This window comes from Fodinicola feengrottensis, assembly GCF_010993775.1.
Taxonomy (GTDB): domain Bacteria; phylum Actinomycetota; class Actinomycetes; order Mycobacteriales; family HKI-0501; genus Fodinicola; species Fodinicola feengrottensis.
In genome coordinates, this window is sequence record NZ_WOTO01000077.1 from 1 (window position 1) to 13,677 (window position 13,677).

12 protein-coding genes and 7 pseudogenes are annotated in these 13,677 nt (G+C 67.6%); 7 read left to right on the forward strand and 12 right to left on the reverse strand.

Translation table 11 applies throughout. The features are described from left to right. The 6 genes and pseudogenes from GNX96_RS43375 to miaA form a co-directional block, all read right to left on the reverse strand. A pseudogene (locus GNX96_RS43375) lies at positions 1-246 on the reverse strand (hypothetical protein); the annotation flags it as partial. Then, the gene (locus tag GNX96_RS59705) at positions 243-629 is read right to left on the reverse strand and encodes an ABC transporter permease (protein WP_279583057.1); all 387 of its coding nucleotides are present in this window, start codon (positions 627-629) and stop codon (positions 243-245) included. The gene GNX96_RS59705 and the pseudogene GNX96_RS43375, both read right to left, overlap by 4 nt. Then, positions 626-1,186, reverse strand: a complete 561-nt coding sequence (locus GNX96_RS59710; protein WP_279583058.1) for an ABC transporter permease — start codon at positions 1,184-1,186, stop codon at positions 626-628. The genes GNX96_RS59705 and GNX96_RS59710 overlap by 4 nt, the downstream gene beginning before the upstream one ends. Positions 1,187-1,200: 14 nt before the next feature. After that, a complete protein-coding gene (locus GNX96_RS43385) occupies positions 1,201-2,007 on the reverse strand; it encodes an ABC transporter substrate-binding protein (protein ID WP_163573336.1) in 807 nt (268 codons plus the stop codon). Further along, positions 2,004-2,792, reverse strand: coding sequence for an ABC transporter substrate-binding protein (locus GNX96_RS43390; protein ID WP_279583059.1), 789 nt, complete (start codon positions 2,790-2,792; stop codon positions 2,004-2,006). Before GNX96_RS43390 ends, GNX96_RS43385 begins: the two co-directional genes overlap by 4 nt. Before the next feature lie 133 nt (positions 2,793-2,925). Beyond that, positions 2,926-3,834, reverse strand: a pseudogene (miaA, locus tag GNX96_RS43395) (tRNA (adenosine(37)-N6)-dimethylallyltransferase MiaA). 239 nt (positions 3,835-4,073) lie between these two features. Between miaA and GNX96_RS43400 the strand changes: the two are divergent. From GNX96_RS43400 to GNX96_RS59715, 3 genes and pseudogenes are all read left to right on the forward strand, one after another. Then, positions 4,074-4,736 (forward strand): annotated as a pseudogene (locus tag GNX96_RS43400) (DUF349 domain-containing protein); the annotation flags it as partial. 151 nt (positions 4,737-4,887) lie between these two features. Next, a pseudogene (locus GNX96_RS66535) lies at positions 4,888-4,986 on the forward strand (hypothetical protein); the annotation flags it as partial. A 63-nt stretch (positions 4,987-5,049) separates the two neighbouring features. Continuing rightward, entirely contained in the window at positions 5,050-5,295 is a 246-nt protein-coding gene (locus GNX96_RS59715; RefSeq protein WP_279583061.1) for a hypothetical protein, read from the forward strand. A gap of 24 nt (positions 5,296-5,319) precedes the next feature. Here GNX96_RS59715 and miaB read toward each other — a convergent pair. Next, positions 5,320-6,793: pseudogene (gene miaB / locus GNX96_RS43405) on the reverse strand (tRNA (N6-isopentenyl adenosine(37)-C2)-methylthiotransferase MiaB). A gap of 319 nt (positions 6,794-7,112) precedes the next feature. Here miaB and GNX96_RS43410 point away from each other — a divergent pair. The 4 genes and pseudogenes from GNX96_RS43410 to GNX96_RS59725 all read left to right on the forward strand — a co-directional run bounded on the left by GNX96_RS43410 (position 7,113) and on the right by GNX96_RS59725 (position 10,527). Beyond that, positions 7,113-7,780 (forward strand): annotated as a pseudogene (locus GNX96_RS43410) (amino acid ABC transporter ATP-binding protein). A 25-nt stretch (positions 7,781-7,805) separates the two neighbouring features. After that, positions 7,806-8,702, forward strand: a complete 897-nt coding sequence (locus GNX96_RS43415) for a glutamate ABC transporter substrate-binding protein (RefSeq protein ID WP_163573338.1) — start codon at positions 7,806-7,808, stop codon at positions 8,700-8,702. Between the two features lie 81 nt (positions 8,703-8,783). Next, positions 8,784-10,145, forward strand: a complete 1,362-nt coding sequence (locus tag GNX96_RS59720; protein ID WP_279583062.1) for an ABC transporter permease subunit — start codon at positions 8,784-8,786, stop codon at positions 10,143-10,145. Further along, positions 10,060-10,527 (forward strand): hypothetical protein, encoded by a 468-nt coding sequence (locus tag GNX96_RS59725; protein WP_279583063.1) that lies wholly within the window; start codon positions 10,060-10,062, stop codon positions 10,525-10,527. Before GNX96_RS59720 ends, GNX96_RS59725 begins: the two co-directional genes overlap by 86 nt. Before the next feature lie 15 nt (positions 10,528-10,542). Here GNX96_RS59725 and GNX96_RS59730 read toward each other — a convergent pair whose 3' ends face one another. The 5 genes and pseudogenes from GNX96_RS59730 to GNX96_RS59745 all read right to left on the reverse strand — a co-directional run bounded on the left by GNX96_RS59730 (position 10,543) and on the right by GNX96_RS59745 (position 13,650). After that, positions 10,543-10,782 carry a hypothetical protein gene (locus GNX96_RS59730; RefSeq protein WP_279583064.1) on the reverse strand — a complete coding sequence of 80 codons (240 nt, stop codon included), beginning with the start codon at positions 10,780-10,782 and terminating at the stop codon, positions 10,543-10,545. Further along, entirely contained in the window at positions 10,779-11,294 is a 516-nt protein-coding gene (locus GNX96_RS59735) for an HDIG domain-containing metalloprotein (protein ID WP_279583065.1), read from the reverse strand. Before GNX96_RS59735 ends, GNX96_RS59730 begins: the two co-directional genes overlap by 4 nt. A 268-nt stretch (positions 11,295-11,562) precedes the next feature. Beyond that, a pseudogene (locus GNX96_RS66540) lies at positions 11,563-12,306 on the reverse strand (Rnase Y domain-containing protein); the annotation flags it as partial. Positions 12,307-12,748: 442 nt separating this feature from the next. After that, positions 12,749-12,919, reverse strand: coding sequence for a hypothetical protein (locus GNX96_RS43435; RefSeq protein ID WP_163573339.1), 171 nt, complete (start codon positions 12,917-12,919; stop codon positions 12,749-12,751). Further along, positions 12,895-13,650: a regulatory protein RecX gene (locus GNX96_RS59745; protein ID WP_279583068.1), complete on the reverse strand. Its 756-nt coding sequence runs from the start codon at positions 13,648-13,650 to the stop codon at positions 12,895-12,897. Before GNX96_RS59745 ends, GNX96_RS43435 begins: the two co-directional genes overlap by 25 nt. Positions 13,651-13,677 lie beyond the last annotated feature (27 nt).

A 13,677-nucleotide genomic window follows, 5' to 3' on the forward strand; every position in this document is an offset into this window, starting at 1 on the left:
CAGGAAAAGCAGGCTTTTGACACCAGAACTCCGACGAGCGTGATCCGGCCACCGAACAGGCAACCGGCTGAGACGTCCCACCTCCAACACGCCGTTCCCCAGCCAGTGCTGCGGGGTCGGCCCGGACAGCGCCTGGGTCAGGTCCTGGTCGTCCGGGCCGTAGGGCGCGATCACCGGCGCGAGCAGGCTGGCCAGCGCGATCACGACCAGATAGCCGGCCGCCAGCCTCGCCAGTGGCCGCCTCACATCCGGACTTTCGGGTTCAGCGCGGCATACCCGATCTCCACCACGAGATTGACCCCGACCACCAGCAACGTGAACACCACAGCTACGCCTTGAATCACTGGAATGTCGTGTGTCGATGCCGCCGAAACCGCCAGCCCGCCCAGTCCTGGCAGCACAAAGACGGTCTCAGCAAGGACCGCCCCGCCAAAGAGCCCGACCACCACCAATCCGACCACGCTCAGCACCGGCGTCGCCGCGTTTCGCAGTACGTGCCGGAAAATCACCGACCACTCCGGCACTCCTCGGGCCCGCAGCACCATCACGTACTCCCGGCCGAGTTCGGCCAGCACACCGTCCCGGGTCTGCTTGGCGATCGGCGCGCTGCTGCCCAAACCCAGGGTCAACACCGGCAGGACCAAGGAGGCCAGCCAGCCGCCGACCGAGTCGGCGGCCGGGGTGTAGCCGGTGGCCGGGGGAACAGCGGCAGCGCCACCGCGAACAACGCCACCAGCACCAGCCCGAGCCAGTAGCTCGGCACCGCCAGTCCGAGCAAAGACCCCACATCGACCAGCCGGCCCAGAAAAACCACCGCGCAACGCGCTCGCGACCCCCCCAGCCCGACGCCCACCGCGGTCGCGACCAGGACGGCGCCGCCGACCAGCGAAAGCGTGACGCCCAGCCGGCCCGAGAGCTCGTGGGTGACCGCGTCCGACGACTGCAGCGACTGGCCGAGATCGCCATGCACCGCGGCGGCGAGCCAGTGCACATATTGTTGCCACAGCGGCTCATCCAGATGCAGCTGGCGACGCAGCGCGACATACTGCGCCGGGCTCGCGTTCACTCCGAGGATGGCTCGCGCGGCATCGCCGGGCACCAGGCTGGCCAGTACGAAGGTCAGCATCGAGACGCCGAGCACCAGGGGCACGGCGGTCAGCAGCCAGCGTACGACGATCTTGCGCATTCACCCCTCCCCGGTTATTTGGTGTCGAACCAGTCCAGCGGCGACGCCACCGGCACCGCGGGGCTGACAGTCAACCCACCCAGGTCGGCACGGCCGAAATACAGGACCGGAGTGAAGGCCACCGGCGCGAACCAGGCGTTCTCGACGAGATATTCCTGCATCTGCTGGTCAAGTCGGCGGCGCGCGCGGCCGGCTCGGCGGCAGCTGCCTGGCCGTAAAGCGCGATCAGCGGCGCGGAGGACGTCTTGAAGCCGTTGAAAACCGCGGCCGCCGGCAGGAAAAGTCCCTGTCCCATCAAGTACATCGGGCCGGCACCAACCCACCAGCACGGTCGGATAGCGATGGTTGGTGGAGTCGGTGACGTACGACTGCGCGTCGGTCACCGTCGTCAGCTTGAGGGTGATGCCGACTTTCGCCAGCTGGCCGGCAATTGCCTGCCCCATGGTGTCCATGCCGGGAAACTGCAGGACCAGCACCGCCAGCGTGAACCCGTTCCGATAGCCGGCGGCGGCCAGCAACTGCTTCGCCTTTGCCAAGTCGTACGGGTATCTTTTCGCGGCGGCCGGCGAGTATCCATCGGCGCCGGGGACCACGGTCTGTACGGTCGGCACCCCGTACTGCCCCAGCACTGCCCGGGAAACGGTGGCCCGGTCGATCGCGTAGTTGATCGCCTGCCGCACCCGTACGTCCCCAAGTGGTTTGCTGACCTGGCCACCTCGGTCGATGAGATTGAGGCCCTGCCAGACAAACGGCACCGACGCGACCTGCATGCCGGCCGCCTTGGCCTGCGCCGCGGTCGCCACGTCCGCGCCGGTGATCACACGTCGACCTGTTTGGTTTTCAACGCGTTCAACGCGGCCTGCGGGTTGGCGATTACCCGCATGACGATTTTTTGGTAGTGCTGGCGGGAAGGATCGTAATAGCCGCGCCGAGCCACGTACGTGTAAATGGTCTCCGGCGACGCTCGTCGACGGATCGAAGACGTACGCGCCAATGCCCCCGCGCTCGGCGTCGACACCGTGAGTTTGGCCGGATCCGCAAGGCCTTTCGGGCTGATGATCTCCCCCACGCCATAGAACTGTGTGAGGATCTGCGGCATCAGCGGCACCGGAGCAGCCAGTTTGATCGAGAGGCTGAGCGGCCCGGTGACGTCGACGGATTGCACCGCTCCCAGCAACTGGGCCTGCGCACCGACGGCTTTTCGAGCATAGTCAAGCGAAGCCTTCACCCCGGCGGCTGTCAATGCGCCGCCATCGGAAAAGGTCACCCCCGGCCGAAGCGCCAGCGTGAAGTCTTTGTTCCCGGTGCCGACGTACTTCCAGGAAGCCGCAAGCGCCGGTTTCAGCGAGCCGTCGGACGCCTGATAAATCAGCGGGTCGTAGGCCAGCATCGTGTACGAGACGAAGGCGTTGTCGACGGTCGCCGGGTTGAGGCTGTTCGGTGCCGACGGGACCGCCACTGTCAACGTCCGCCCGGCCACTGGCTTGCCCTTCGGTGCCGGGGCACCATCGCGGCCCGCACCGCCACCGCAGGCGGCGGTCACCGCCAAGGTCGCCGCGACCACCAGCGCCAGGACGCTTCGATCTCGCGCTCCGCCGATCGACACGAGGACCTCCGGAAGGCTCGCCATCTTGTGACCTGCCCCACATAGTCCGCATCGCCCGAGCCCTTGTCAAGCGCTTTACAAAAATCACTTCACAAGAAGCCTGGTCTGTCCACAAGGCCGACGAAACCGGGGATCAGCAGAGGGCGAGCGCGGCGGCCAGCAGGTCGTGACGGGTGGCGTCGAGCCACTGGATCTGGTCGTCCCGCGGCGGAACCAGCTGCGCTGGCGGCGGACGAACCGTCGGGTGGCCCGCGCGGTCACGTCGACCACCTCGGTCTCGGGCAGCTCGCCGTCGAACATCCGCAGCACCTGCGCGTACCCAAGGGCCCGGGACGCCGTCAGCCCGGACCGCAGCCCGCGCCGCTCCAGCTCGCGCACCTCGCGGACCAGGCCGGCGGCGAACATCCGGTGCACCCGCTCGTCGACCCGGTCGTCGAGGTCGTCCGGCGTACGATCCAGGCCGATCTGAAGGGCGTCGTAGACGGGCTGGCGATCGGGCAAGCTCGCCGCGAACGGCCGCCCGGTGATCTCCATCACCTCCAGCGCGCGGACGATCCGCCGCCCGTTGCTGGGCAGGATGACCGCGGCGGCGGCTGGGTCGGCAGCGCCCAGCCGGGCATGCATCTCGGCCGCGCCGACGACCTCGAGCTCGGCCTCCAGCCGGGCGCGTACGTCCGGGTCGGTGCCAGGGAAGTCGAAGGCCCCAGGACGCCCGCAGGTAGAGGCCGGAGCCGCCCACCAGGATCGGCACCCGCCCGGCGGCCAGCAGCTCGTCGATCACCTCGCGCGCGTACCGCCGGTAGAGCGCGACGCTGGCGGTCTCCGCCACCTCCCAGAGGTCGAGCAGGTGGTGCGGGATCCCGCCGCGCTCGGCCAGCGTGGGCTTGGCCGTACCGATGTCCATGCCGCGGTAGAGCTGCATCGAGTCGGCGTTGATCACCTCGCCGCCGAGTCGCTGGGCGAGCCGGACGCCCAGCGCCGTCTTGCCGGTCGCGGTCGGGCCGACGATCGCGAGCACGTCAGCCACCGAAACCTCGCACATTGCGCAACCCCGCGACCACGGAAAGAGACTTCGGGCGATCGGCAACGGGCACGGAAGAAGACCTTAGCGGTCGCCGGCGTCACACCAGGTGACCAGCGGCCGCGGGCATTCGTGCCTTGAATAGAGTAAGCGGTGAATTGCCGGCGGGGAGCGGGTCGAATATACGCGACAATGCGACTGCACGCGCGATGGGGCCCCGCAGCGCGACGCTGGTGAAGGGCCGGGAAACGAGGGTGGTCATGGTCGACGGCGAGACGCCGCAGAGCCAGTTCGGGCGCATCGACGCCGACGGCACGGTCTACGTCCGAACGGCAGCGGGTGAACGGACTGTCGGGTCCTGGCAGGCCGGGTCGGCGGAGGAGGGTTTAGCTCACTTCAGCCGCAGATACGACGATCTGGTGACCGAGGTCGTGCTGATCGAGAATCGGTTGGCATCGGGCAGTACGGACGCCTCACACGTCGCCGGCAGCGTGAAACGGTTGACCGACAGCCTGCCGACGGCGGCGGCGGTCGGCGATCTTGACAAGCTCGCCGCCCGCCTGGAGGTGCTGTCCGGCAAGGTCGCCGAGGGCGCCGAGAAGGCCAAAGCCGAGCGGGCCGCCCAGCGCGAGGCCGCCGTGGTGGCCAAGACCGCGCTGGTCGCCGAGGCCGAGCTGATCGCCGCCGAGTCCACCCAGTGGAAGACGGCCGGTGACCGGCTGCGCGCGATCCTGGACGAGTGGAAGGCGATCCGCGGCGCCGACCGCAAGTCCGACGGCGACCTGTGGAAGCGCTACGCCGCCGCCCGGGACGCCTTCGGCCGCCGCCGCGGCAGCCATTTCGCCAGCCTGGACGCGGCCCGTCGGGAGTCGCAGACGGCCAAGGAGAAGCTGGTCGCCGAGGCTGAGGAGCTGGCCACCTCCAGCGAGTGGGGTCCGGCCGCGACCCGACTGAAGCAGCTGATGGGCGACTGGAAGGGCACCGCGCCGCGCGCCGCGCGAGGCCGAGGACACTCTCTGGACCCGTTTCCGGGCCGCCCAGGACGCCTTCTTCGCCCGCCGCAACGAGGTCTTCAGCGAGCGGGACGCCGAACAGCGCAACAACCAGAAGGCCAAGGAGGAACTGCTCGCCGAGGCCGAGAACCTGCCCATCGACACGGACGTACGAACGGCGCAGGCCAAGATGCGGGACATCCAGTCCCGCTGGGAGTCCGTCGGCCGGGTCCCCCGCGACTCGATGGGTGACCTGGAGTCACGCCTGCGGGCCGTCGAGGAGGACATCCGCGACGCCGCCGACAGCGAATGGCGGCGTGGCAGCGCGGACGCCAACCCGCTGCTGACTCAGATGCGCAACCAGGTCGCCGAGGCCGAACAGCGCCTGGAGCGGGCCCGTGCGGCCGGCGACAAACGCCGTGTCAAGGACGCCGAGCAGGCCCTGGACAGCAAGCGCCGCTTCCTGCAGCTCGCCGAGCAGCCGCAATAATCCGCGCGAGGGTGACGCGAAACGTCACCCTCGGGTGGGGATTTTCGGCATGCCGAGGAGCACGCCGGGCGTACGTGGCGCGGCACCGGCCGCGGCGATGTCGCCGGCGCGCGTACGGCGGTGGGAAAGCAGAGTGCCGTCGGCGACCAGGTGGTGCGGCGCGCCATAAGTGACCTCAGTGGTCACGACGTCACCAGGGCGGATCACCGAAGCGTCGCCGGCGAAATGCACCAGCCGACCGTCCCGGGCGCGGCCGGAGAGCCGGTGCGTACGAGCATCCTTGCGGCCTTCGCCGGTGGCGACCAGCACCTCGACCGTCTCGCCCACCAGCGCGCGGTTGGCGGCCAGCGAGATCTCGTCCTGCAACGCCTGCAGCCGGACATATCGCGCCTGTACGACGGCCTTCGGGATCTGGTCGTCCATCGACGCGGCGGGCGTACCGGGCCGCGGCGAGTACTGGAAGGTGAAGGCGCTGCTGAACCGCGACTGCTCGACGACATCCAGCGTCGCCTGGAAGTCGTCGTCGGTCTCGCCCGGAAAACCGACGATGATGTCGGTGGTGATCGCCGCGTGCGGGATCTCCTCTCGCACCCGCCGCAGGATCGACAGGTAACGCGAGGACCGGTACGAGCGACGCATTCGGCGCAGCACGTCGTCCGAGCCCGACTGCATGGGCATGTGCAGCGACGGGCACACGTTTGGGCGTCTCGGCCATCGCGACGATCACGTCGTCGGTGAAGTCGCGTGGGTGCGGCGAGGTGAAGCGGACCCGCTCCAACCCCTCGATGTCGCCGCAGGCCCGCAGCAGCTTGCCGAAAGCTTCCCGGTCGCCGAATTCAGCGCCGTACGAGTTCACGTTCTGACCGAGCAGCGTCACCTCCAGCACGCCGTCGGCGACCAGCGCCTGCACTTCGGCGAGGATGTCGCCCGGCCGGCGGTCCTTCTCCTTGCCCCGCAGCGACGGCACAATGCAGAAGGTGCAGGTGTTGTTGCACCCGACCGAAACCGACACCCAGCCGGCGTAGGTCGACTCGCGGCGGGACGGCAGGCTGGAGGGAAAGACCTCCAGCGACTCCAGGATCTCCACCTGCGCCTCGGCGTTGTGCCGCGCACGCTCCAGCAGGACGGGCAGCGAGTGCATGTTGTGCGTACCGAAGACCACGTCCACCCACGGCGCCTTGCGGACGATCTCGCCGCGGTCCTTCTTCTGCGCCAGGCAGCCGCCGACCGCGATCTGCATGCCGGGCCGGCCGCGCTTGGCCGGCCGGAGCATCCCGAGATTGCCGTAGAGCTTGTTGTCCGCGTTTTCGCGCACCGCGCAGGTGTTGAAAAAAACAACGACGTCCGCGTCGTCCGGATCATCCCCGCTGGCGCGGACATATCCGGCTTGCTCCAGCAAGCCGGATATCCGCTCGGAGTCGTGAACATTCATCTGGCAGCCGAATGTCCGGACTGCGTAAGTACGCCCGGCCGCATCGGGGGTTAGCGAGATTGTCATAGCGCTAACCAGCGTACGCGGATGTCCGCTCGGCCCAGCGGTCCGGGCGTTTCGCGGACGCCGCCAGCCGTTGTCAGACAGAATGCTTGAGTAAAGAAAACTAGACGACAGCTAGCGGCCGCGTTGATCCCACGTCGTACACCACCGCTAGAGTGCTGCGACACCAGCCGAACAGACCTCCAAAGGAGCCGCTGATGGGTCAGTCTCGAATGCCCTGGTCAAGGACAGGTCACCGGATCCCCAAGCCGGTGAACCGCTGGTCGTCCTTGCCGACGTGAACAAGCATTTCGGTGAACTGCATGTCCTGCGCGGCATCGACATGCGGATCAACCGGGGCGAAGTGGTGGTCGTGATCGGCCCGTCCGGATCCGGCAAGTCGACGCTCTGCCGGGCGATCAACCGGCTGGAAACGATCGAGTCCGGTTCCATCACGATCGACGGCGTGCCGCTGCCGACCGAAGGCAGGGAACTTGCCCGGCTGCGCAGCGAGGTCGGGATGGTTTTTTCCAGCAATTCAACCTTTTCGCCCACAAAACCGTGGTCGAGAATGTCATGTTAGGCCCCATTAAGGTGCGCAAGGCCCAGAAAGCCACGGCACACCAGCAGGCGATGGAGCTGCTCACCCGGGTAGGGGTGGCCAACCAGGCCGACAAGTATCCGGCGCAGCTGTCCGGTGGCCAGCAGCAGCGAGTGGCGATCGCCCGGGCACTCGCCATGCGCCCGAAGATCATGCTGTTCGACGAGCCGACCAGTGCACTGGACCCGGAAATGGTCAACGAGGTGCTGGAAGTGATGACCTCGCTGGCCAAGGACGGGATGACCATGGTGGTGGTCACGCACGAGATGGGCTTCGCCCGGCGGGCCGCCAACCGAGTCGTTTTCATGGCCGACGGGCAGATCGTCGAGCAGAACGATCCGGACGAGTTCTTCACCAACCCCCAGTCCGACCGGGCCAGGGACTTCCTCTCCAAAATCCTCACCCACTAACTGATTTCATATCGAAAGGAAGACGATGAAGCTACGGAAGCTTCTGGTCGTCGGCATGGTCGGAGCGCTCGCGCTCACCGCGGCCTGCGGCAAGACGGGCAGCCCGACCTCCGGCCCGACCGGGTCGGCCGTGACCGTGCCGGTCGCCACCGGCGTGACCGTCGCCGGCTCGACCACCTTCACCAACATGACCAAGCGCGGCAAGGTCATCATCGGCGTCAAGGAAGACCAGCCGAACCTCGGATACAAGGACCCGACGACAGGCAAGTACTCCGGTTTCGACATCTACATCGCGAACGCGATCGCCGCGAAGCTCGGGTACGGCCCGGACAAGATCCAGTATCAGGCGGTCTCGTCCCAGAGCCGCGAGCAGGCGATCGCCAACGGCCAGGTCGACTACTACGTCGGGACGTACTCGATCACCGACAAGCGCAAAACGCAGGTGTCGTTCGCCGGGCCGTACTACATCTCCGGCCAGGACCTGCTGGTCCGCAAGGGCGACACCTCGATCACCGGCCCGGAGACCATCAAGGGCAAGAAGGTGTGTTCGGCCACCGGCTCGACCTCGATTCAGACCCTCAAGGCCGACAAGGCCAAGTACGGCGCCGAAACAGTCGAGTTCGAGAAGTATTCGCAGTGTGTGGACGCGTTGCTGAACAACCAGGTCGACGCGGTCACGACCGACGACTCGATCCTGAAGGGTTATGCGGCGCAGCAGCCGACCAAGTTGCAGGTCGTCGGCAAGCCGTTCTCCAAGGAGGAATATGGCGTCGGCCTCGCGCTGAACGACTCGGCGCTGCGCGGCAAGATCAACGACATCCTGAACGGCCTGGAGCAGGACGGCACCTGGAAGAAGATCTACGACGGCACGCTCGGCAAGTCCGGCTCGACTTCGGAGCCGCCCGCGCTTGAGCGTTACTAACGCATTCCCGCTGGCGCCCGCGGTCCACGGTGACCGCCGGCGCCAGCGGTCTCTTCCGGCTTCGAAAACGTAGGCGGCGGTATGCACGCTCTGGTAAACCTGTTCTCCCCGGTGACGGACCACTGGCCGCTTTATCTGCAGTCCTTTGGCGTCACCGTCCTGCTTTTCCTCATCTCCGGCGTCGCCTCGCTTTTGTGGGGCACCGCGCTGGCCGGCATGCGGGTCTCACCGGTCCCGGTGCTGCGGGCATTTGGCACCGGATATGTGAACCTGCTCCGCAACACCCCACTGACCCTGGTGTTCTTCTTTGTGACGTTCGGATTCCCGTACCTGGACATCCACTTCTCGTTCTTCGCCTTCGCGCTGATCGCTCTCACGGCGTACACATCGGCGTTCATTTGTGAGGCCGTACGAGCCGGCCTCAACTCGGTGCCGCCCGGCCAGGCCGAAGCGGCCCGCGCGGTCGGCCTGACGTTTTTCCAGACCCTCAACCTGGTGTTGCTGCCGCAGGCGTTCCGTGCGGTCGTCCCGCCGGTGTCCAGTCTTTTGATCGCCCTGCTCAAAAAAAAACACCACGATCGCGGCCGGGTTCAGCGTGGCCGAGGCAGGCACCATCCGGGCCAACCTCTCCGAACTCGGCTATGCGGCCTTCCCGGTGCTGATCTGGGTGGTCATCGGATTCCTCATCCTGGTCCTGCCACTTTCGGCGCTGCAGCGCTGGTTCGAGCGACGCTGGAGGGTGGCATGAGCACGGCCTCGGTTCTTTTCGACGCCCCAGGGCCAAAAGCCCAGGCCCGCTACCTGACCGGCGGCATCGTCGGCTCGGTGGTCCTGGTCGCGGTGTTCGCGTTCGTCGTCTACCGCTTCTGGGTCACCGGCCAGTTCGACGGTCAGAAATGGTCGATTTTCGAATACCAGCAAGTGCAGCTGACCATTCTCAGTGGCTACCTGAACACCCTCGCCGCGGCCGCGATGGCGGCCGTGCTGGCCGTGACGCTCGGCGCGTTGCTGGCCGCCGCCCGACTGTCGGACCACCGGTGGCTGCGCGGGCCCGCCTTCGCGGTGGTGGAACTGTTCCGCGCGATTCCGTTGCTGCTGTTGATGTTCCTGGCCTATTACGCGGCACCCGGCATTGGGCTGACGTTCAGTCCGTTCTGGTCGGTGGTCCTGGGCCTGACGCTCTACAACGGCTCAGTGCTGGCCGAGATCTTCCGGGCCGGCGTGGAGGCGGTGCCCAAGGGACAGGCCGAAGCCGCGTACGCGATCGGAATGCGCAAGACCCAGGTGATGACCACCGTGCTGCTCCCCCCCCCAGGCCGTACGGACCATGTTGCCCACGATCATCAGTCAGCTGGTCGTGCTGCTGAAGGACACCGCACTCGGTTTCCTCGTGACGTACGACGAATTGCTGAAGCAGCTGAAACAGCTGGCGACGGCACCTGATTTCGCTTTCCCGCTGATCCCGCTGACGCTGGTCGGCGGCAGCATCTACATCGCGACCTGCCTGCTGCTGGCTTTCCTGGCGAACCGCCTGGAGGCCCGGACCAGGCGCTCGGTCAAGGTCGCTCCCGGTGCCGTGGTGGACGCGCGGCGGACGCGGCCGGCGCCGCCGCCCAAGGTGGCGGCGCGATGGGTGGTGGCGCCCCACCGATCGGCGGTTTGTAGTCGCTCGTACGGCAAAAGGGCCCGCACTCGACCTCGAGTGCGGGCCCTTTTGCCGGTGGTGCCGATAATGCCACCGGTAACGAAGCCCGCCGGCCCGGCGACCAGCCCCATCACCGCCCCAGCTCAAACGGAATATTTCCCCGACGCCAACGATTGGTAAGCGGCTCGTTACGTTTTAGCGAGCTATCTCGCTGGCGCGGGATTCGCGTACGACGGTGACCCGGATCTGCCCCGGATAGGTCAGCTCCTCTTCGATCTGCTTCGCGAGATCGCGAGCGAGCATGCCGGCAGCGATGTCATCGATCGCGTCCGGGGAAACCATCACCCGAACCTCACGGCCGGCCTGCATCGCGAAGACCTTCTCGACGCCGTCCTTCTCGGCGGCCATTTCCTCGATCCGCTCGAGGCGCTTCACGTACGCCTCCAGGCTCTCCCCCGCCGCGCGCCCGGCCGGCCGCCCGAGCACGAGTCGGCGGCCTGGGTCAGGACAGCTTCGATGCTGTGCGGGTGCACCTCGTTGTGGTGCGCCTCGATGGCGTGTACGACATCTTCGTGCTCGCCGAACTTGCGGGCCAGGTCGGCGCCGATCAGGGCGTGGCTGCCTTCGACCTCGTGGGTGAGCGCCTTGCCGATGTCGTGCAGGAACGCGCGCCGCGCGCGCTTGACGTTCATCGGGTCGACGCCGATCTCGGCGGCCATGTGCGCGGCGATGTGCGCGGTCTCGACCAGGTGTTTCAGCACGTTCTGGCCGTAACTGGTGCGATAGCGCAGCCGACCCAGCAGGGTGACCAGCTCGGGGTGTACGTCGGTGATGCCGACGTCCACGAGCGCGTCCTCGCCAGCGCGCTGGCAGAGCTGCTCGACCTCGGCCTTGGACTGCTCGTACACCTCTTCGATCCGGTGCGGGTGGATCCGACCGTCCAGCACCAGCTTCTCCAGGGTGATCCGGCCAATCTCCCGGCGTACCGGATCGAAGCACGACAACAGCACCGCGGGGGGGGGTGTCGTCGATGATCAGGTTGACGCCGGTGACCGACTCGTACGCCCGGATGTTGCGGCCTTCGCGGCCGATGATCCGGCCCTTCATCTCGTCGCCGGGCAGGTGCAGCACAGCGACCACGCTTTCGGCGGTCTGCTCGCTCGCGACCCGCTGGATCGAGTCGACCACGATGCTGCGGGCTCGCTGCTCGCCGTTGGTGCGCGCCTCCGCCTCGATGTCCCGCACGAGCAGGGCGGCATCCCGCTTGGCCTGCGTCTCGATGTGCTTGATCAGCTCGGCCTTCGCGTCCTCGACGGTCAGTCCGGCGACCCGCTCCAGCTCGGCCGTACGCGCCGCCTCGGCCTCGTCGGCGGCCAGCTCGCGGCTGGCCAGGTCGGTCTCCCGGACCGCGGCCGCCGCCTCGGTCTCGGCCAGCTCGTGACCGCGCTGCTCCATCCGGTTGGCCTGGGTGTCCAGCCGCTGCTCGCGATCGGTAGCCCGGGATTCCCGGCGCTCCAGCTCGGTCTGCAGCCGGCGGATCGAGTCGGTCCGCTCCCCCAGTTCGCGCTGGATGGTCCGGCGGGCCTCTTCGCGGGCGTCGGCCAACTCGTCCCGGGCCTTGCGTTTGGCGTCCTCGGTGATGGCGGCCGCCTCCGTACGAGCGTCGGAAAGCAACCGTTCCACCGCGGGCCGGGCGGCCGCCTCGGCCTCCGGATCCGGAACCGATTCCGCGGTCTCGACCGTTGGAACCGATGTGACCGCAAGTTCCCGGTCGGCTTGCTCGGCAGTCGCGCTGGCGGCGGACCGCGCCGGGACGGCGCTCGCCGCGGGGTCGGCGTGGCCGCGCTGGGCGGCGCCGCCAAAGCCGAACCTCCTGGCGAAGAACAGGACCGTAATGCCGCCGGCCACGACGGCGATGAACACGACGACGAGAGTTAGTACCAGCTGGCTAAAGCCCATCGCCTTCTCCTCCTGCTACGCCGCCACAAGGCGACCGTCGGAGCGCGCAACGGCGCACGCTCCCGCCAGAGGAGCCGCCGCCGTGCGTGCGCACGGCCGCGGGAAACGATATCCACGACGGCTTGCCGCCGTGGAACCACCCGACCGGAAAGGGGTCGGCGAACAAACAACCATCGTATGGATGGCTGGATAGACGGGCATCAGGACCCGGTTCGTCGAGACATCGTTGTCGTGCGTTATGTGGTCGTGCAGTCCGTTACCCGCAGGTATGCGGGCTCCTCATTCGGTAGTTTCGAGGCTATGGCGGCCACCACACAGGGTCAAGCTGGGCGCGACCGCGTGTCCCTGGAACCTGGACAAACCAGTCGAGACTACGGGCCATCCGAGCACATCTTGCCGGTTCGGCCAGGTCACCCTTACCGGAACGAAGCTTAACGGAACCTTAAGTCTCTTCCATTGCGCCAAAAGTCACGTCAGTCAGGTCCAGGTCTGCGGTCCTTACAGCGGCGAGCTCGTCCCGTATGACCGCGGACGCCAGGCCCGCCGGATACCCCTTACGAGCCAGCATGCCCAGCAGCCGGCGAGCGGCTACCTCGGGCGCCAGGGCGCGCATGCTCCGCAGCCGCTTACGCACCAACTCGGCCGCCGAGGCCATCTCGTCACTCGAGTCAACGGTCTCCAGCGCCTGCTCAACCACTCGGCGGCGGCGAGGCCTTTGCGGCGCAGCTCCATCGCGATCGCCCGGCGGGCCAACCCACGACCGCGCCGCCTGGACTCCACCCACTCCTGCGCGAAAGACGCGTCGTCGATCAGTCCGACCTCGGCGAACCTGGCCAGCACGGCGGTGGCGGTCGACTCGGGCACCTCTCGCTGGCGCATCGCCTCGGCCAGCTCGCCTCGCGTACGCGCGCGGCTTGCGAGCAGCCCGAGGCAGATCGACCGGGCTCGCTGCTCGGCGTCCTCGGGGGTCTCGTCGACTGGTTTGTCCAGCTCGGACCGTTTCCTGCGGTCAGCCTTCTTACCACGGCGTTTGGGCTGGTCAGCCTCGTCGTCATCGTCGATCGGCGCGGCGCCGATCGATCGGAGTGGCTCGGCCGGAGCACCGGTTGGCGGTTGGCGGATCTTGCGGCCCGTCGGTCGGGCGGTGCCGGGCGGGAGCTCGTACGCGCTGCCAACCGGCCGCGGGTCGGACTTGGTTGCGCTGTCGACACTGTCCGCATGGCCGCCGGTCACGAGGCCTGCGCTGGTGAAGTGTCGGAGCACCGCGGCCGCGGCCGGCGCCGCGACACCGCGCTCGCGCAGCGCCTCGGCCAGCTCGGGATGAGACCGGCGTCCTTCCGTCATCAGTTGCAGGCAGATCAGGCGTGCTAC